At 69.4% G+C, this 18,524-nt stretch carries 14 protein-coding genes and 1 tRNA gene; 4 read left to right on the top strand and 11 right to left on the bottom strand.

Going from position 1 to position 18,524, the window contains the following annotated elements; all coding sequences use genetic code 11:
• Nucleotides 1-18: 18 nt before the first annotated feature.
• The 11 genes from ACQE3C_RS00240 to ACQE3C_RS00190 all read right to left on the bottom strand — a co-directional run bounded on the left by ACQE3C_RS00240 (nt 19) and on the right by ACQE3C_RS00190 (nt 11,510).
• Entirely contained in the window at nt 19-555 is a 537-nt protein-coding gene (locus tag ACQE3C_RS00240) for a hypothetical protein (RefSeq protein WP_434537184.1), read from the bottom strand.
• A gap of 98 nt (nt 556-653) precedes the next feature.
• Complete coding sequence (locus ACQE3C_RS00235) at nt 654-1,790, bottom strand: glycosyltransferase family 4 protein (RefSeq protein WP_434537183.1); 1,137 nt, start codon at nt 1,788-1,790, stop codon at nt 654-656.
• Nucleotides 1,783-2,712: an L-threonylcarbamoyladenylate synthase gene (locus ACQE3C_RS00230; protein WP_434537182.1), complete on the bottom strand. Its 930-nt coding sequence runs from the start codon at nt 2,710-2,712 to the stop codon at nt 1,783-1,785. The genes ACQE3C_RS00235 and ACQE3C_RS00230 overlap by 8 nt, the downstream gene beginning before the upstream one ends.
• 32 nt (nt 2,713-2,744) lie before the next feature.
• Nucleotides 2,745-3,596 carry a peptide chain release factor N(5)-glutamine methyltransferase gene (gene prmC, locus ACQE3C_RS00225; protein ID WP_434537181.1) on the bottom strand — a complete coding sequence of 284 codons (852 nt, stop codon included), beginning with the start codon at nt 3,594-3,596 and terminating at the stop codon, nt 2,745-2,747.
• Nucleotides 3,593-4,669, bottom strand: a complete 1,077-nt coding sequence (gene prfA, locus ACQE3C_RS00220) for a peptide chain release factor 1 (RefSeq protein ID WP_434537180.1) — start codon at nt 4,667-4,669, stop codon at nt 3,593-3,595. The genes prmC and prfA overlap by 4 nt, the downstream gene beginning before the upstream one ends.
• Nucleotides 4,670-4,754: 85 nt before the next feature.
• On the bottom strand, nt 4,755-4,964 hold the full coding sequence (gene rpmE, locus ACQE3C_RS00215) for a 50S ribosomal protein L31 (protein WP_434537179.1): 210 nt from the start codon (nt 4,962-4,964) through the stop codon (nt 4,755-4,757).
• A gap of 148 nt (nt 4,965-5,112) precedes the next feature.
• The gene (gene rho, locus ACQE3C_RS00210) at nt 5,113-6,987 is read right to left on the bottom strand and encodes a transcription termination factor Rho (RefSeq protein ID WP_434537178.1); all 1,875 of its coding nucleotides are present in this window, start codon (nt 6,985-6,987) and stop codon (nt 5,113-5,115) included.
• 292 nt (nt 6,988-7,279) lie between these two features.
• Nucleotides 7,280-8,191: a homoserine kinase gene (gene thrB, locus ACQE3C_RS00205; protein WP_434537177.1), complete on the bottom strand. Its 912-nt coding sequence runs from the start codon at nt 8,189-8,191 to the stop codon at nt 7,280-7,282.
• On the bottom strand, nt 8,188-9,516 hold the full coding sequence (locus ACQE3C_RS00200; RefSeq protein ID WP_434537176.1) for a homoserine dehydrogenase: 1,329 nt from the start codon (nt 9,514-9,516) through the stop codon (nt 8,188-8,190). Before ACQE3C_RS00200 ends, thrB begins: the two co-directional genes overlap by 4 nt.
• A gap of 11 nt (nt 9,517-9,527) precedes the next feature.
• Entirely contained in the window at nt 9,528-10,928 is a 1,401-nt protein-coding gene (gene lysA / locus ACQE3C_RS00195) for a diaminopimelate decarboxylase (RefSeq protein WP_434537175.1), read from the bottom strand.
• Between the two features lie 96 nt (nt 10,929-11,024).
• Entirely contained in the window at nt 11,025-11,510 is a 486-nt protein-coding gene (locus ACQE3C_RS00190) for a hypothetical protein (protein ID WP_434537174.1), read from the bottom strand.
• Between the two features lie 157 nt (nt 11,511-11,667).
• On the opposite strand from ACQE3C_RS00190, the gene ACQE3C_RS00185 reads away from it, so the two are divergent.
• The 4 genes from ACQE3C_RS00185 (at nt 11,668) to ACQE3C_RS00170 (ending at nt 18,523) form a co-directional block, all read left to right on the top strand.
• Nucleotides 11,668-11,739 (top strand) — tRNA-Arg (locus tag ACQE3C_RS00185).
• A 34-nt stretch (nt 11,740-11,773) separates the two neighbouring features.
• Entirely contained in the window at nt 11,774-13,123 is a 1,350-nt protein-coding gene (locus ACQE3C_RS00180) for a glycosyltransferase 87 family protein (protein WP_434537173.1), read from the top strand.
• Complete coding sequence (locus tag ACQE3C_RS00175; protein WP_434537172.1) at nt 13,120-14,541, top strand: glycosyltransferase 87 family protein; 1,422 nt, start codon at nt 13,120-13,122, stop codon at nt 14,539-14,541. The genes ACQE3C_RS00180 and ACQE3C_RS00175 overlap by 4 nt, the downstream gene beginning before the upstream one ends.
• Nucleotides 14,542-14,647: 106 nt before the next feature.
• The gene (locus tag ACQE3C_RS00170; protein ID WP_434537171.1) at nt 14,648-18,523 is read left to right on the top strand and encodes a multifunctional oxoglutarate decarboxylase/oxoglutarate dehydrogenase thiamine pyrophosphate-binding subunit/dihydrolipoyllysine-residue succinyltransferase subunit; all 3,876 of its coding nucleotides are present in this window, start codon (nt 14,648-14,650) and stop codon (nt 18,521-18,523) included.
• The last annotated feature ends 1 nt before the right edge of the window (nt 18,524 follow it).

Genomic DNA, 18,524 nt, shown 5'->3' with positions numbered 1-18,524 from the left:
CAGTCATCAAAGGGTTGATCATCGCGCGTCACCACGCTGGTCAGACTCTGGGCGCCGGGCGTGCTTGCGAGCCCGGCGCATGCCTGCCGAACGGACCAGGGGGCGGGGGTCCCAGTCGGCGTCGTAGACCGGCACGCGCATCCGCGACCAGGCCAGGAACATCCCCAGCAACCAGCCGGCCAGCACGAGCAGCAGTGACAGGAAGAACGACACCGGGCGGAAGGCCGCCTGGGCTGCCTCGGAGGCGCTCAGCCCGACCCACAGCAGGCCCAGCAGGGCTGCCCTGGTGACGAACGAGGCCACGGTCAGGCCCATGCCCGAATGCGGGTCGAGTTCACCGGCGAGCATCTGGATGCCCTGACCGGCGGCGTAGAAGAAGACGACCGCACCTCCCCCGACGGCGGCATTGGCCATCCCGGCCTGCCCGTCGATCCAGAAGCAGATCCCCACGGCCACCAGCCACATCGCGTGGGCGTAGGCCAGCGAGCTCTTCAGCATCCGGGTCATCATCGCCACCGCAGGGCTCGACGACTTGCCGGTGGCGGGTTCAGCCATCGTCGGTGTCGCTGCGAGACTCATGGGTGTCCAGGTCCTCAGGGCGGGGGCGGGGAACGATTGTGAAATCTAACACAATCCACCGGTGTGGTGCGAACTCAGCCATTTCGGGCCTCGACCTCCTCCGGGGTGCGCCGCTTGCGCGCCCGGGCCCGGGCGGGCCCGAAGGTCACCGCGATGACCGCGACCAGCGCCACCGACATGCCGATCGCGGTCCAACGGTTCCAGTACAGGCCGACCAGGATCACCCCGAAACTGATCAGCGCGGTCCACAGGTACATCACCCCCACCGCCCAGGGCTGGCTGTGGCCCAGTTGCAGCAGCCGGTGGTGCAGGTGCTGCTTGTCGGGCTTGAACCACCAGCGCCCGGCCATCGTGCGACGCACGTAGGCCAGCAGCAGGTCGAGCAGCGGCAGGGCCAGGATCGCCACCGGGAGGATGATCGGCAGGTAGGCTGGCACCAGTCCCCCCTCAGTGCTGCGCAGTTGGGACGAGTCGATCTGCCCGGTCAGCGAGATCGTCGAGGACGCCAGCATCAACCCCAGCAGCAGTGCCCCGGAATCACCCATGAACATCCGTGCCGGGAAGAAGTTGTGGGGCAGGAAACCCAGGCAGGCCCCGGTCACCGCGACGGTGACCAGTGAGGCGGTGGTGGCCCGGACGAAGTCCTGCTCGTAGGCCAGCAGGTAGGTGTACAGGAAGAAGGCCCCCGCCCCGATCGCGACCACCCCGGCCGCGAGCCCGTCGAGGCCGTCGACGAAGTTGACGGCATTGGCGCACAGCACGATGAAGAAGACCGTGATCATGATGGAGGTGGCCGTGTCCAGGGCGATGATCGAGTTCGGCAGCGGGATCCAGTACATCCGCACCCCGTTGACCACCACGATCCCGGCCGCCAGCACCTGGCCGGCGAACTTCACGATGGCGGGCAGGTCGAGCAGGTCGTCGACCACTCCCACCAGGCAGATCACCGCCCCGGCCGCCAGGATCACCAGCGAGTCGTGGCGCACGATCTCGAGCCTGCCCAGGAAGGGCAACTGGGCCGCAGCCAGGAAAGCGACGGCGATGCCGAACAGCATCGCCACTCCCCCGAAGTACGGGATCGGCACAGCGTGCACGTCACGGTCGCGCACCTTGGCCACCGCCCCGGCGCGCAGGGCTATCCGCCGCCACAACCCACTGGTCAGGTAGGTCGCCATGGCGGCGATCAGCAGTACCAGGAGGTACTCACGCATCCGGCGGGGTTTCCCGCGTCTCCTCGGCCGGCTCGTCGTCGGCCTCGGAGGTGGGTTCGGGTTCCGGTTCGGGTTCGCGCTCGTCCTGGACGAACTTGGCCACCTCGTGGAGTTCGTCCAGCGAGATTGCCCCGGGCCGCAGCAGGCTGCCCAGGGTGGACACGGTGAAGTCGACGATGGTCGAGGGCATGCTGCCCGGGGTGGGCCCGGCGTCCAGGTAGACCGCGACCGCATCGCCCAGCTGCTCGCGGGCGCCGGCGATGTCGGTCGAGGCCGGCTGGCCGGAGACATTGGCCGAGCTGACCGCCAGCGGGCCGGTGCGGCGCAGCAGTGCCCGGGTGAACTCGTGGTCGGGCACCCGCACGGCAATGGTGCCGCGGGTCTCGCCGAGGTCGATGCGCAGCCCCTCCTGCATCCGCAGCACCAGGGTGAGGGCGCCGGGCCAGAAGCGGTCGGCCAGCGCGCGGGCATCCTCGTCCACGAACTGCACCAGGGAGCCGAGCGAGGCGGCATCGGCAATCAGCACCGGCGGGGGCATGTCACGACCGCGCTGCTTGGCATCCAGCAGGCCCTGCACGGCGGTGGCGCTCAGGGCGTTCGCGCCGATGCCGTAGACCGTGTCGGTAGGCAGCACGATGCTCTCACCGGCGCGGATCGCGGCCACGGCGGCGGCCAGGGCCTCGTCATACTGGGTGGTGACGTCGAAGTACTGGGCCGGCGGCCGGGGCGGTGCGGGCTCGGCCTCGGGTTCCTCGGCCTCGGCTTCCTCGGTCGTGTCCAGCGCCTCGATCTGGTCGACCTCGCCGACCTGGTCCAGCGCCTCGATCTCCTCGAGCTCGCCAACCCCCGAGTCATCGGCGCCGGCATCCCCCTCGAGGGTGATGCGGACGGGGTCAGTGGGTTCCGGGTGCTGGTCAGTCACGCGCCCAATCCTGCCATGAACAGGCTGCCGGCTCAGATCCGCGTGGCCGTGACGAACCGCCAACGTCGGGTCAGGTCCTGGTGGTCGCGCACCCCGGTGAAGCCACCGTGGTCGAGGAAGACCTGCTGGGCACTGTCGTGCTGCACCTCGGCATGCTCGGCGGCCACCACACCCCCGGGGACCAACAGGCGGGCGGCGACCCGGGCCACGACCCGCATGGCGTCCAGGCCGTCGGGGCCTGAGAACAGCGCCGCCCCGGGGTCGAAGTCGCGCACCTCGGCCTGCACCGATTCCCATGCCTCCAGGGGGATGTAGGGCGGGTTGCTGATGACCAGGTCGACGGTGCCGTCGAGGTCGCCGAATGCGTCGGCCATGTCGCCGACCCGTAGGTCGACGCCGGTCCCGAACAGGTTGCGCTCGGCATAGCGGGCCGCCGGGGGGTCCAGTTCCACGGCGTGGATGCTCGCCTGCGGGGCCTCGGCGGCCAGCGCCCGGGCGATCGCACCCGAGCCCGTGCACAGTTCCACCACCACCGGTGATGCCAGGCCGGCGATCGCCTCCAGCGCCCAGCCCACCATCACCTCGGTCTCCGGGCGCGGGATGAACACCCCCGGTCCGACGGCCACCCCCACGGTGCGGAAGTGGGCCACGCCGGTCAGGTGCTGCACCGGGGTGCCGGCGGCGCGGCGGTCGACCAGGTCGGCGAACCGCTCCCCCGCCTCGGGCGCGAGCCGGGTCATCAGCACCAGCTCACCCAGTCCCACCCCGGCAGCGTGGGCGAGCAGCGTCCGGGCCTCGGCCGAGGGTGAGGCAACCCCGGCCGCCTCCAGTTGGGCGCGGGCCCAGTTCAGGGCGATGGCCACGTGGACGGGCGGGCGGTTCATTCGGCGCGACCCAGCCGCTCAGCCAGGTCGGCGGCCTGCAGGGCGTCCAGCAGGGGTCCCAGTTCACCGGAGAGGACCTGGTCGAGGTTGTGTGCCTTGAAGCCGATGCGGTGGTCGGCGATGCGGTTCTCAGGGAAGTTGTAGGTCCTGATCCGCTCCGAGCGGTCCACGGTGCGCACCTGCGACTTGCGGGCATCCGAGGCGGCGGCCGCTGCCTGCTCCTCGGCGGCGGCCGTCAGCCGAGCGCGCAGCATGCGCATCGCCGACTCCTTGTTCTGCAGTTGGGAACGTTCATTCTGGCAGCTGACCACGATGCCGCTGGGCAGGTGGGTGATCCGGACGGCCGAGTCGGTGGTGTTGACGCCCTGCCCGCCGGGCCCGGAGCTGCGGTAGACGTCGATGCGCAGGTCGTCGTCGTTGATGGCGACGTCCTCGTCCTCGACCTCGGGCATCACCAGCACCCCGGCGGCGCTGGTGTGGATGCGTCCCTGAGATTCGGTCACCGGCACGCGCTGCACGCGGTGGACCCCGCCCTCGAACTTCAGCAGGCCGTAGGGCATCACGTCACCGGCGGCCGGCGCCTTGACCGCGAAGGTGATCGACTTGAACCCGCCCAGGTCGGTGGTCTGGTCGTCGAGCACCTCGACCTTCCAGCCGCGGCCCTCGACGTGGCGCTGGTACATCTCGAACAGGTCCCGGGCGAACAGGGCCGACTCCTCGCCACCCTCACCGGACTTGATCTCGACCAGCGCGTCGCTGGAGTCGTGGGGGTCGCGGGGGGCCAGCAGTTCGGCCAGCCGCTCACCGGCGGTGGTGAGCTGGTCGCCCAGTTCCTTCGCCTCGGCCGCGAAACCGGGGTCCTCGTCGGCGAGTTCACCGGCGGCGGCCAGGTCGTCGGCCAGCGCCTCGTACTCGCGGATGGCCTTGACCACCCGGCCCAGTTCGGCGAAGCGGCGACCCACCTTGCGGCTGCGGGCGACGTCGGTGTGCAGGTCGGGATCGGCGAGCTGGCCTTCGAGGTCCTCGTACTCCTGCAGCGTCGCCGCGGCGGTGGGAAATCGCTCGAGGTCCATCACAGCTCCTGGGTAGGTCGCGGGTGTTCGGGGGAAAACAGCAGGGACGCCCGGAGCTGGCTCCGGGCGTCCCTGGTGGCTGGACCTACTTCTTCTTGGCGTACCGGCGCTCGAAGCGGGCCACGCGGCCGCCGGTGTCCAGGATCTTCTGCTTGCCGGTGTAGAACGGGTGGCACTCGGCGCACACGTCAGCCGACAGCGAGCCGCCGACGGCGGTGCTGCGGGTGGTGAAGGTGTTGCCGCAGGTGCACGAGACGGTGGTCTCGACGTAGTCGGGGTGGATACCCTGCTTCATGATTTCTCCTCGTATAGGTCCGGGTCGCCGAGCCCTGGTTCGGGGGTGAACCAGCGAGACTCTGTCCGGGTCGGACGTGGCGTGAACCGCACCGCCGAGCAATGATACCCGCGGCGCCGCCACCGACCCAAATCGCAGCCCGTCGGGCTCAGCGGCCGTCCTCGGGGTTGGGTGTGGTTTTGGAGATGACCACCAGGAACTCGTTGTTGGTCTGGGTCTTGCGCAGTCGGCTGAGCAGCATTTCGAGGGCCTGCTGGTCCTCCAGCCCCGACAGCACCCGGCGCAGCTTCCACATGATGGCCAGCTCTTCGCGGCCCAGCAGCAGTTCCTCACGACGCGTGCCGGAGGCATCGACGTCGATGGCCGGGAAGATACGCTTGTCGGCGAGCTGGCGCTGCAGGCGCAGTTCCATGTTGCCGGTGCCCTTGAACTCCTCGAAGATGACCTCGTCCATGCGGGAACCGGTCTCGATCAGCGCGGTGGCCAGAATGGTCAACGAGCCGCCGTTCTCGATGTTGCGGGCGGCGCCGAAGAACTTCTTCGGCGGGTAGAGCGCGGCTGAATCGACACCACCGGACAGGATGCGCCCCGAGGCCGGTGCCGCCAGGTTGTAGGCGCGGCCCAGTCGGGTGATGCCGTCGAGCAGGACGACGACGTCGTGGCCGAGCTCGACCAGGCGCTTGGCGCGCTCGATCGCCAGCTCCGAGACCATGGTGTGGTCGGTCGCCGGCCGGTCGAAGGTCGAGGAGATCACTTCACCGGAGACGGTGCGCTGGAAGTCGGTGACCTCTTCGGGGCGCTCGTCCACCAGAACCACCATCAGGTGGACCTCGGGGTTGTTGGCGGTGATCGCATTGGCGATCTGCTGCATGATCATGGTTTTGCCGGCCTTCGGCGGCGAGACGATCAGGCCACGCTGGCCCTTGCCGATCGGGCTGACCAGGTCGATGATGCGCCCGGCCATGTTGCCCGGGGTGGTTTCCAGTCGCAGCCGCTCCTGGGGGTAGAGCGGGGTGAGCTTGTTGAACTCAGGGCGGTTGGCCATCTGCTCGGGCGCGACACCGTTGATGGTGTCCACCCGCACCAACGGGCTGTACTTCTCGCGTCGCTCGCCCTCGCGGGCCATCCGCTGGGCACCGATGACGACATCGCCCTTGCGCAGTCCGTACTTGCGCACCTGGGCGAGTGAAAGGTAGGCGTCATTGGGCCCGGGCAGGTACCCCGTGGTGCGCACCATGCCGTAGTTGTCGGTGACATCGAGGATGCCGGAGACGTTGACCAGGACGTCGTCATCGCTGACGGTGGGTTCGGCCTCCATCCGCTCCGCGGCCCCACCGCGGCTGCGGCGGTTCTGCCGGTCACGCTGGCGACGGCGGCGGCCACGTCGACCACCGTCGTCGTCGAAGTCGTTGCCGCCCTGGTTCTGGTTCTGCTGGTTCTGGTTCTGCTGGTTCCGGTTGGCCTGGTTCGACCGGTTCTGGTTCGACTGGTTGTCGCGCCGCTGCTGGTCACCGGACCCGTCGCGGTTGCCCCCATCACGCTGCTGGGCCCCACCCTCGACGGGCTGACCCGTGGCCAGTGCCGCCAGCCGGGCGCCGACCTCGTCGGCCGTCGAGTTGGACGAGGCACCCGAACTCGCCTCGGAACCCGACTGGTTGGCGTTGGGACGATCATCACCCCGGCGCCGGCGGCGGCGCTCACGGGACTGGTTGTCGGACTGCTCCGAACGGTCGACCAGCACCGGGTGGGCGGCGACGGCGAGCTTGTCTGCCGCCGGGGACGATTCAGCCTGCGCCCCACGCTGGGCACTGCGCTGGTCCCGGTCCTGCTGGGGGACCTGATCCTGCTGGGGGGCCTGTCGACGGGTCGCACCGTCCTGCTGCCCACCGGAGGCGCGGATCGCGGCGACAAGGTCAGACTTGCGCATTCCGCTGGTGCCCTTGATGCCCAACTGGGTGGCCATCGACTTCAGTTCGGGCAGCAGCTTCTTCTCGAGGCCGCCAGCCTGGGACTGTTCGCTCACTCGTTTCCTTCCGGAATGGATGCCACACGACCTGCATGGCTCCTCGCAATGGGGTGCACCCGTCCACGGTCGTTGAATCCAGGACTGGTGAACTTCGGGACGTGTGTTCGATGCGCCACCGCACCCGGCTCATGGCAGGCGAGGTTCCTCGATCACATGGAGGAGCGGCAATCACAACCGCGAACGAGCCGGTCCCGAAAGGGAAACCCTGACACCGTGAGAATCGCTCGGTGTCATTGCGTCTGCACAAGCGTAGCAGCCGCGGCGCCGATGTCCATCACCCGGCGCCGGCTCACCCCGCGTTGACCTCCAGACCACCACCGATGGCCAGGTCGTGGGCCGCGAAGCCGGTGTGGGCAATCTCCTGGGCGGCGGCCAGCTGCTCGACGGTGCCCAGCGCCAGCACGGTCGGGCCGGCCCCGGACACGACGGCGGCCACCCCGGCGGCACGCAGCCGGTGCAGCAGGTCGAGGCTGCGCGGCATCAGGGACCCGCGCTGCTGCTGGTGCAACCAGTCGAAGGTGGCCTCGTGCAGCAGTTCCGGGGCCTGGGCCAGCGCATGGACGAGCAGCGCGGCGCGACTGGCCTGCGCGATGACCTGCGGCCGGGGCAGGGTCTCGGGCAGCACCTGCCGGGCCTGGGCGGTGGGCAGTTCGAACTCCGGGATCCACACCCGCACCCGCACCCGCGGGTCGAGCTGCAGCCGGGCGACTCCGGTGACGGTGCCGGGGGCGGCGTCCTCGGCGGCGTCCGAACGCCCCCAGGCGAGCACGGCCCCGCCGTGGACCGCGGCGGCCGCATTGTCGGGGTGCCCCTCGTCCTCGGAGGCCAAGTCGCAGATCCAGTCCAGGTCGGGGGCCTGGTCGGGCCGGGCCAGTCCCCAGGCCAGGCCGTAGCCGGCGGCGATCGCGGCCGCCGACGAGCCCAGGCCCCGGGAGTGCGGCACGGTGTTGGTGCAGCGCAGCCGGAAGCCCCGGTCGGGGTCGTCGCCGAAGGCCCGCAGCCCCCGGCGGATGGTCGCCACCACCAGGTGGCGCTTGTCGAGCGGGACCCGGTCGGCCCCTTCGCCGGTGACCTCCACGATGAGCTCCCGCTCGGGGGTGAGGGTCAGTTCGTCGTACCAGTCCAGCGCCAGGCCCATGGCATCGAAGCCGGGCCCCAGGTTCGCCGAGGTCGCCGGGACCCGCACCCCTACCGTGCTCACGCCATGCCCTCGACGCGCAGCAGGCGGACCTCGCCGTGCAGGAATGGTTCGGCCTGCAGTTCGGCCACGCATTCCTGGATGACCTGCTCCTGGGTTTCGTGGGTCATGATGCCCAGGGTGGCCAGCGGCTGTTCGTGGCCCGCGGGGCCCTCGAGTTTCGCGATCTGCGAGACCGTCTGCAGGGAGACGCCGCGGCGCGAGAAGACGCTGGCGGCCTGCGCCAGCACGCCCGGCTTGTCGTCGACGTCGAAGCGCAGGTAGAACAGGCACTCGGTGCCGCCCATCGGTGCGACCACCCGGTCGGTGTACCCGCTGGGGGCGTGGCCGGCGACACCGCGCTTGCGGTTGCGGGCCACGGTGACCAGGTCACCCATCACCGCCGAGGCGGTTGGTGCGCCACCGGCACCGGGGCCCATGAACATGAGCCGACCGGCCTCGCGGGACTCGACGAAGATCGCGTTGTAGGCGCCGTGCACCGAGCTGAGCGGGTGGCTGTTCGGCAGGATGACCGGGTGCACCCGCACGCTGACCTGGTCTTCGGGGGTGAGTTGGGCAACGGCCAGCAGCTTCAGGACGAAGCCGAGCCTGGTGACCGCCTCGATGTCGGCGGCGGTGAGGTGGCTGATGCCCTCGCAGAAGACCTGGTCGCCACTCACCCGGGTGTGGAAGGCCAGCGAGGCCAGGATCGCCGCCTTGGCGGCGGCGTCATGCCCCTCGATGTCGGCGGTCGGGTCAGCCTCGGCGTACCCCAGTCCCTGGGCCTGGGCCAGAGCGTCGTCGAAGTCGGCTCCGGTGGTGGTCATCTGGTCGAGGATGTAGTTGGTGGTGCCGTTGACGATGCCCATCACCATGGTGATCTCGTCACCGACCAGCGACTCGCGCAGCGGCCGCAGGATCGGGATGGCACCGGCGACGGCGGCCTCGTAGTAGAGGTCGGCACCGGTCTGGTTGGCGATGCCGGTCAGTTCGGCGCCGTGGGCAGCGAGCAGGGCCTTGTTGGCGGTGACAACACTGGTGCCCCGGGACAGTGCGGTGGCGACCAGCTCGCGGGTGGACTCGACCCCACCGATGAGTTCGATGATGATGTCGAGGTCGTCGCGGGCGACCAGCCCGGCCGCGTCCTGGGTGAACAGCGCAGGGTCGATGCCTGGGCGGTCCTTGGAGGCGTCGCGCACGGCGATGGCCACCAGTTCCACGTGGGCACCGGTGCGGGCGGCCAGGTCGTCGTGCTGCTGGGTGATGATCCGGGCCACCTGGGAGCCGACGGTGCCGCAGCCCAGCATCCCGACGCGCAGGGTGGGCAGTTCAGGGGTCGCAGTCGTCATGGTTGTTCCCTTCAGCTCACATCGAAGGCCAGCAGGTCCTCGAGTGTCTCGCGGCGCAGCAGGGTGGCGACCTGCCCGTCACGGACCGAGACCACAGCCGGCTTGGTGGCGTGGTTGTAGTTGCTCGCCAGGGCGCGCGAGTAGGCACCCATGGCCGGGATCGCGATCACGTCGCCGGGGACGATGTCGTTGGGCAGGAAGACGTCGTGGACGAGGATGTCGCCGGACTCGCAGTGCTTGCCCACCACGCGGCTCAGCACCGTGGGGGCGTCGGTGACCCGGTTCGCCAGCACGGCGGAGTACTGCGCGGCGTACAGCGCCGGGCGGATGTTGTCGCTCATGCCGCCGTCGACCGACACGTAGAGGCGCTGCTGTCCCCCGTCGAGGTCCACGGGCTTGATGGTGCCCACCGTGTAGAGGGCCAGTGTCGAGGGGCCGCTGATGGCACGACCCGGTTCGATCGACATCCGCGGCACCTGCATCTGGTAGGCGCGGGCCTCGTGTTCGACGATCTCGCGCAGGTTGCCCGCGAGCTCGTCGGGGGTGGCCGGGGAGTCGGCCTCGGTGTAGCGGATGCCGAAGCCACCGCCGAGGTCGAGCTCGGCCAGTTCGGCGCCGGTGGCATCGGTGAACTGGTGCAGCAGCTTCATCGTCCGCCGGGCCGCGACCTCGAAACCGTCGGTGGCGAAGATCTGCGAACCGATGTGGCTGTGGATGCCGAGCAGTTCCAGGTGGGGGCTGACGTGGCAGCGCACCATGGCCACCATGGCCTGCCCGTTGGTGATCGAGAAGCCGAACTTCTGGTCCTCGTGGGCGGTGGCGATGTACTCGTGGGTGTGCGCCTCGACGCCGGCGGTGACCCGCACCAGCACCCGTGCGGTGACCTGGTGGCGGGCACACAGTTCCTCGAGGCGGCTGATCTCCTGCAGGGAGTCGACGATGATGCGTCCCACCCGGCTGGTCACGGCCAGCTCGAGTTCCTCGACCGACTTGTTGTTGCCGTGGTGGCCGATCCGCGCGGGGTCGATCCCGGCCTGGAGGGCGACCGTGAGTTCACCGAGGCTGCAGACGTCGATGCCCAGACCCTCCTCGCTGACCCACCGCCCGACGGCCCGGCAGATGAACGCCTTGGCCGCGTAGTAGACGTCCCAACCGGTGAAGGCCTCGGCGAAGGCCCTGGCCCGGGAGCGCAGGTCCGACTCGTCGACCACGTACAGGGGTGAACCGTGCTGGGCCATCAGGGCGTCAGCGGCGACCCCGCCGACCTGCAGTTGCCCGGACTCGTCACGGCTGACGGTCCGGCTCCACAACTGGGGGTCGAGGGAGTTGGCGTCAACGGGGCGCTGCAGCCACTGCGGGCCCGGGGAGGACACATCGGCGTGGATGGCGCCGGCTACGTGGGTGTGGGTCATGGATCACCTGGGGTCGGGGACGCGCCGAATCGCGGCGCAGTCCCCGATTCTTCCACGCCCTGCCAGCGGGTGCATCCCGGTCCGCGAGCGGGTGGTTCAGCTGGTGAGGGCCACCTCGACGTCCTTGATGCCCCACAGCAGCAGTTCGGCGGGTGGGTCGGTGGCGGCGGACCCGTCGACGGTCACCGTGAGCGTGCCGCAGGCATTGCCCAGGCAGTCCTCGGACAGGCGGACCCCCCAGACGGTGAAGAAGTCGGCCAGGCTCACCTGCCGGTTGCCCTGCCCCTCGAGCCAGACCTCGCCGGAGGTGTCGTGGGTGTGCACCGGGGCCTGCACAGCCCGCGGACGATCGATCCCCACGTAGGCCGGGATCTCGACGGCCTGCCCATCGATGCTGATCGCGAGCCGGACAACCCAGGGGTCGGTCCGGTCGTCCAGCGGCAGTTCAGGCATGCCGGCGAGCCGGATGTAGCTGATCGCATCCCGGGGGGCATCCCACGGCGGGGCCGCCTCGCGGATCACGGCCGGCGCCGGTTCGGCCGGCTGGACGCACCCGCCCAGCAGCAGTGCCGTGCCCAGCACCAGGGCACACCACACTGCCCGCCACCGATTCACACACCTGCCGCTCATCACCCGGGCAGACTACCGGCCACGACCCGCCGGAACCGTGCGTTCGCCGCCCCGCGGTGTTGTTGCTACTGTTGGTCAGGCCCAACCGGCCGGAGGAGCAATCCTCCGAGCCCCCGTAGCTCAGGGGATAGAGCACCGCCCTCCGGAGGCGGGAGCGCAGGTTCGAATCCTGCCGGGGGCGCACGACCATCGAGATCCCGACCAGGAGGCTCGCCGTGACCCCACCCGAGCCGGGCCGCCTGCTCCGGTGGCGCTACCGGATCACCGGCTTCCCCGGGTCTGAGTGGGCCCAGGACGGCAAGCACCTGTTCTGGGTGTGGGTCATCGCCCGCCTGGCGGTCTTCGGCGTCTGGCTCCTGATCGCCCCGTCCACCCAGGGCGATGTCATCTACTACTGGTCGAAGATCGACCAACTGGCCGCCGTGGGCCCCGAGCAGACGCTGGTGGAATACCCCACCCCGGTCATCTGGCTGCTGCAGATCCCCTACCTGCTGGGCTTCGGCACGAAGATCGGCTACGTCATCGCGTTCGTGGGCTGCATGCTGGCGCTCGACATCGGCTTCTCCTGGAGCATGTGGCGCAATGGGGGGCGGCTGCGTTCCCACGCGCTGCTGTTCTGGACCGCCTTCCTCGCCCTGGTCGGGCCGACCGCCTACCTGCGCTTCGACCTGATCCCGGCCGTGCTGTCGGGCTGGGCGCTGGTCTCGCTGACCAAGCGCCGCTACTGGCTGGCCGGTGGGTTCATCGGCGCCGGTGCCGCCACCAAGCTGTGGCCGGCGCTGATGTGGCCTGCCCTGTGCCTGGACAAGAAGTCGGCCTGGCGGTCCACCATCGGGGTGTTCGGGTTCGGCGGCATCCTGGCGCTGATCTCACTGCTGTGGGCCGGCTGGGACCGGCTGCTGTCGCCGTTGACCTGGCAGTCGGGTCGCCAGTTGCAGGTCGAGTCCATCTGGGCCAGCCTGCCGATGCTCGCCCGGGTCTTCGTCCCCGACCAGTACTGGGTCGGCATCTCGACCTTCCAGGCCTTCGAGATCGTGGGCCCCGGGGTGGGTGCGCTGGTGGCCCTGGCCAGCCTGTCGACGATGATCGGCTACCTGGGTGCGGTGGTGATCTACATCCTGTGGTGGCGGCTGCCGAGGCGTCGCCTGATCGAGTCGGCCGCGCTGATGCTGTTGGTCGTGCTGATCATCATCATCACCAACAAGACCTTCTCGCCGCAGTACATCATGTGGCTCGGGGGGCCGCTGGCGGCCGGTTTCGCGGTGGTCTCCTTCGACCACACCGGCCGGGAACGCTCCCGCGTGCACGCCGTCGACCAGCGGCGACTGGTGCGGATGGGCTGGGTGGTGCTCGGCCTGACCGCGCTGACCCAGCTCGTCTACCCCATCGGCTACGGCCCGCTGGTGCAGGGCACCCTGGGCATGACGGCGGTGACCCTGGTGCTGGTGGTGCGCAACATCGGGATCGTGGCACTGCTGTGCTGGAACCTGGCCTGGGTGCTGGGCTTCCTGCGCCGCCGTACGAGTGAACCGGCGAGCCCGGCCCCCGAAAAGGTCGCCGCATGAGCGGGGGGCAGGCCACCGGCCGGCACGCCGCAGCCCCCGAGCCCACGATCGCCGCGCCGCCCCCGCAGGAGGCCGCGGCGCGCTCCCGGTGGCTGTTCGCCAGGCACGACGACGGGCACGGCCACCCTCCCCCGCCGTGGTGGCGCCACGTCCGTCGCCAGCTCGGCGCGGTCTGGGTCTGGGTGCTGCTGTTCGTGCTGAGCCGGGCCTGGATCTTCCACCTGTGGGCCACCAAGTACGAGTTCATCCGTTCCGACGTGAACTACTACCTGTGGTGGCTGTCCGGGGACCGCACCATCCAGGAAACCCTGATCGAGTACCCGTTGCCGGTGGTCTGGTTCCTGGACTCGCTGACGCTGCTGGGCAGTGGGTCAAACTCGTACTCGCTGGCTTTCGGGCTGGCCATGTTCGGCCTCGATGCCCTGTTCTGCATCGCCCTGTTCCGCCGTGGGACGCTGCGCGCCCTGCTGTTCTGGAATGCCTTCGTCACGTTCTTCGGGTCGTTGATCTGGTTCCGCTACGACATGGTGCCCGCCTTCGCGGTGGGGATGGCTGCGCTGTACATCAGCCGCCACCCGCGCGTCAGTGGGGCCCTGGTGGCGATCGGTGCGGGGCTCAAGCTGTGGCCGGCCATGCTGATCGCCCCCCTGCTCGGACGATCGCGACCCGCGCTGCTGCGCACCTTCTGGTTCGGCGCGACCGGCTTCGCGCTGGCGGGGCTGGCCTTCCTGCACGGCGGCTGGGACCGGCTGGTCTCCCCGCTCACCTGGCAGAGCGACCGCGGCTTGCAGGTCGAGTCGGTGCCCGCCTCGCTGCTGATGTGGCAGCACGCCAAACAGGGCAACGCGTCACCCTGGCGGGTCGAGATGAGCAAGTACAACGCCTTCGAGATCTTCGGCCCCGGCACCGAGAACTGGATGACCTTCTCCGACGTGGTGATGGTGCTGGCCGTGCTCTCGGCGGCGGGAATGGCCGTGGTGGCCCTGGTCCGCAAGCAACTGCCCGCCGACCTGGCTGCGCTGGCGATGACCAGCATCGTGCTGGCGATGCTGGTGGCCAACAAGACCCTCTCACCGCAGTACCTGCTGTGGCTGGGCACCCCGGTGGCGGCCCTGCTGGCCCTGGCGCACACCCGCACGATGCGACTGCGGGCCCACCTGCTCGCCGCCGGCACGCTGCTGGCGGCCTTCGGCACCCAGCAGGTCTACCCGGTTTGGTACGGCCACATCGTCGGGGCCAATCCGCAGCTGCCGGCGATGGGACTGCTGGTCGCACGCAACCTGCTGCTGGTGGTGATGATGCTGGTGACCACCGTGTGGGTGTGGGCCGACCTGACCGCCCCCGGCGAGCCGGCCGACGAGCCCGAACCACCGCTGCGGGCCAGCGAGCCGGCCGATGATTTCACCGAAGAGGACTGAGCCTTCCCAGCAATGGTGTTTCGGTTCGGGGCAGGGAAAAAATCCCGATAGAGTCCACCATGGCGGGCACTGACGCCCGGAAGCTTCGACACAGCGGAAGAAGGCAATGGTGGCCTTGGCCCCCAGGAACGACATGTCGCAGACAGACTCCCTCGATTACGGTGCGAACGACTGGCTCATCGACGAGATGCGCGAGCAGTACCTCGAAGACCCGAAGTCAGTGGACGAGAGTTGGGGGGCATTCTTCAGTGCCGAGGCGGCCAACGGCCGGACCCCGGCCACCACCACCCAGGAGGCACCGGCTGCCGCGCCGGCCCCGACCCCTGCCCCTGCGGCGGCTCCTGCCCCGGCGGCGGCTCCTGCCCCGGCGGCGGCTCCTGCCCCGGCGGCGGCTCCTGCCCCGGCGGCGGCTCCTGCCCCGGCGGCGGCTCCTGCCCCGGCACCGGCAGCCCCGGTCCAGGCAGCCCCGGTCCAGGCAGCCCCGGTCGCCAAGCCGGCACCAGCCCCCGCACCCACCCCCAAGGCGGCGGCGGCCCCGAGCGCCCAGCCCAGCACCCCGCCGCTGTCGGCCGACCGGCCCGACCCGAGCCGTCGTCCGGCCAGCACCAGCAGCGGCCCGGTCAACCAGGTCATGAAGGGTGCGCCGATGCGCACCGCCAAGAACATGGACGCCTCGCTGTCCATGCCGACGGCGACCTCGGTGCGTTCGGTGCCGATGAAGTTGGTCATTGACCAGCGCAGCATGATCAACAACTTCCTGCGCCGTTCCAAGGGCGGCAAGATTAGCTTCACCCACATCGTCGGCTACGCGATGGTGCAGGCGCTGAAGGCCATCCCCGAAATGAACAACGCCTACGCCGAGGTCGACGGCAAGCCGACCCTGGTCGTCAACGACGTGATCAACCTGGGCCTCGCGGTCGACCAGGTCAAGGCCGACGGCACCCGCCAACTCGTGGTGCCCGCCATCCGTGACGCCGGCAACCTCGACTTCGCCCAGTTCTGGGCCTCCTACGACGAACTGGTCCGCAAGGCCCGCTCGAACAAGCTCGAGATCGCCGACTTCCAGGGCATCACCGCCTCGCTGACCAACCCGGGCGGGCTGGGCACCAACCACTCGGTGCCGCGACTGATGCAGGGCCAGGGCGTGATCCTGGGCATGGGCTCGATCGACTACCCGCCGGAATTCCAGGGCAACTCGCAGAGCCGCCTCAATGAGATGGGCGTCTCGAAGGTCACCACCCTGACCTCGACCTACGACCACCGCATCATCCAGGGCGCGCAGAGCGGTGAGTTCCTCAAGCTCATCCACGAACTGCTCCTGGGTGCCAACAACTTCTACGACGACATCTTCACCAGCCTGCGCGTCCCCTACACCCCGCTGCGCTGGGCCAATGACGTCTCCGGCCACCGCACCAACCAGGTGCCCAAGGCCGCCCGCGTGGTGGAACTGATCCAGGCCTACCGCCAGATCGGGCACCTGGCTGCCGACACCGACCCGCTGGAATACCAGGCCCGCACCCACGAGGACCTCGAGCTCGACACCCACGGCCTGACCCTGTGGGACCTCGACCGGGAGTTCGCCGTGGGCCACTTCGGTGGCCAGCGCCGCGCCTACCTGACCCTGCGCGAGATCCTCGACATCCTGCGTGACTCCTACTGCCACACCCTCGGCATCGAGTACATGCACATCGCCGACCTCACCGAGCGGGTCTGGTTCCAGGAACGCTTCGAGCGGGCCGCGGTGTCGCTGCCGCGCGAGGAGCACCTGCGCATCCTGGACAAGCTCAACGAGGCCGAGATCTTCGAGACCTTCCTGCAGACCAAGTTCGTCGGCCAGAAGCGGTTCTCGCTCGAGGGTGGCGAGTCAGCCATCGTGGTGCTCGACGAGATCTGTGAGCGGGCCGCCGAGAACGAGCTCGACGAGGTCGCCATCGGCATGCCGCACCGCGGCCGGCTCAACGTGCTGGCCAACATCATCGGCAAGAAGTACGGCCAGATCTTCCGCGAGTTCGAGGGCAACATCGACCCGCGCAGTTCCCAGGGCACTGGCGACGTGAAGTACCACCTCGGCGCCGAGGGTGTCTTCACCGCTCCCTCCGGGGCCACGGTGAAGGCCTCGGTGGCCGCGAACCCGTCCCACCTGGAGGCGGTGAACCCCGTCCTCGAGGGCATCGCCCGCGCCAAGCAGGACGTGCTCGGCGGTGGCTTCGGTGTGCTGCCGATCCTGATGCACGGCGATGCCTCCTTCGCCGGCCAGGGCGTCGTCTACGAAACCCTGCAGATGAGCCAGCTGCGCGGCTACAAGACCGGCGGCACCATCCACCTGGTCGTCAACAACCAGGTGGGGTTCACCACCTCGCCGAGCGAGTCGCGGTCCTCGACGTACTGCACCGACGTGGCCAAGACCATCCAGGCGCCGGTCTTCCACGTCAACGGCGACGACCCCGATGCCTGCGTGCTGGCGGCCCGGCTGGCCTTCGAGTACCGCCAGGCCTTCAACAAGGACGTGGTCATCGACCTGATCTGCTACCGCCGCCGCGGTCACAACGAGGGCGACGACCCCAGCTTCACCCAGCCCAAGATGTACGACCTGATCGAGCAGAAGCGCTCGACCCGCAAGCTGTACACCGAGTCGCTGATCGGTCGTGGTGACATCTCCATCGAGGATGCCGAGCAGGTCATGGACCGCTTCCGCAGCCGTCTCGAGGACGTCTTCAAGGAGGCCCGCCAGGCCGACGTGCCCGACGATGACTACCGCCAGGTGCCGTTCTACCCGGACAAGTCCGGCTCCAGCACCGGTGGCACGGCGATCACCCCCGCCCAGATGCAGGCGATCGCGAACGCCCACACCACCTTCCCCGACGAGTTCACCATCCACCCGAAGGTGCTGCCCCAGTTGGAGCGGCGCGCCAAGCAGATCATGGAGGGCCCGATCGACTGGGCCACCGGCGAGATCCTGGCGTTCGGTTCGCTGGTGCTCGAGGGACGCCCCGTCCGTCTCACCGGCCAGGACTCCCGCCGAGGCACCTTCACCCAGCGCTTCGCCGCCGTGGTCGACCGGGTGACCAACGAGGAGTACCTGCCGCTGCGCCACATCAGCGACGACCAGGCCTCCTTCGAGGTCTACGACTCCCTGCTCAGCGAGTACGCCGTGATGGGCTTCGAGTACGGCTACTCGGTGGCCCGCCCCGACGCGCTGGTGCTGTGGGAGGCCCAGTTCGGTGACTTCGCCAACGGCGCCCAGACGATCATCGACGAGTTCATCAGCTCGGGCAATGCCAAGTGGACGCAGAAGTCGGGCGTGGTGCTGATGCTGCCCCACGGCCACGAGGGCCAGGGCCCCGACCACAGCTCGGCGCGCATCGAACGCTGGCTGCAGCTGTGCAACGAGAACGCCCTGGCGGTCTGCCAGCCCTCGACTGCGGCGAGCCACTTCCACCTGCTGCGCCAGCACGCCTACGTCAACTGGCACCGTCCGGTGATGATCGCCACCCCCAAGTCGATGCTGCGCAACAAGCTGGCTGCCTCCCAGCCCGAGGAGTTCACCTCGGGCAAGTGGGAGCCTGCGCTGGACGACCCGACCATCGCCGACCCCGCTGGCGTGCAGCGGGTGATCCTGTGCAGCGGCAAGGTCCGTTGGGACCTGGTCGCCCACCGCAAGAAGGCTGGGCTGGACGGCAAGGTCGCGATCATTGCCCTGGAGCGGCTCTACCCGCTGCCGGACAAGGCGCTGGCCGAGATCCTCAAGCGCTACCAGCACGTCCGCGACATCAAGTTCGTCCAGGACGAGCCCGAGAACCAGGGCGCCTGGCACTTCATGAAGCTGCACCTGCCCGACGCGCTGGCCCAGCACCTGCCGAACTTCGGCTTCGACATGCAACTGGTGGCCCGCTCCAGCGCCTCGGCGCCGGCGGTCGGTTCCATCCGCGTGCACAAGGACCAGGAGGACGACCTGATGGCCGGCTCCTTCGAAGGCCTCTGAG

The sequence above is a fragment of the Aestuariimicrobium sp. Y1814 genome, from assembly GCF_050113895.1.
In the GTDB taxonomy this organism is placed as follows: Bacteria; Actinomycetota; Actinomycetes; order Propionibacteriales; family Propionibacteriaceae; genus Aestuariimicrobium.
Note: the sequence above shows the minus strand (reverse complement) of the source record. Positions and strands in the feature narration are given on the sequence as shown.

Coding starts and splice junctions, on each gene's coding strand:
- ACQE3C_RS00200 (WP_434537176.1), bottom strand. CDS start 9,516: ATGACGACTGCGACCCCTGAACTGCCCACCCTGCGCGTCGGGATGCTG.
- prmC (WP_434537181.1), bottom strand. CDS start 3,596: ATGAACCGCCCGCCCGTCCACGTGGCCATCGCCCTGAACTGGGCCCGC.
- ACQE3C_RS00235 (WP_434537183.1), bottom strand. CDS start 1,790: ATGCGTGAGTACCTCCTGGTACTGCTGATCGCCGCCATGGCGACCTAC.
- ACQE3C_RS00175 (WP_434537172.1), top strand. CDS start 13,120: ATGAGCGGGGGGCAGGCCACCGGCCGGCACGCCGCAGCCCCCGAGCCC.
- ACQE3C_RS00240 (WP_434537184.1), bottom strand. CDS start 555: ATGGCTGAACCCGCCACCGGCAAGTCGTCGAGCCCTGCGGTGGCGATG.
- ACQE3C_RS00170 (WP_434537171.1), top strand. CDS start 14,648: ATGGTGGCCTTGGCCCCCAGGAACGACATGTCGCAGACAGACTCCCTC.
- lysA (WP_434537175.1), bottom strand. CDS start 10,928: ATGACCCACACCCACGTAGCCGGCGCCATCCACGCCGATGTGTCCTCC.
- prfA (WP_434537180.1), bottom strand. CDS start 4,669: ATGGACCTCGAGCGATTTCCCACCGCCGCGGCGACGCTGCAGGAGTAC.
- rpmE (WP_434537179.1), bottom strand. CDS start 4,964: ATGAAGCAGGGTATCCACCCCGACTACGTCGAGACCACCGTCTCGTGC.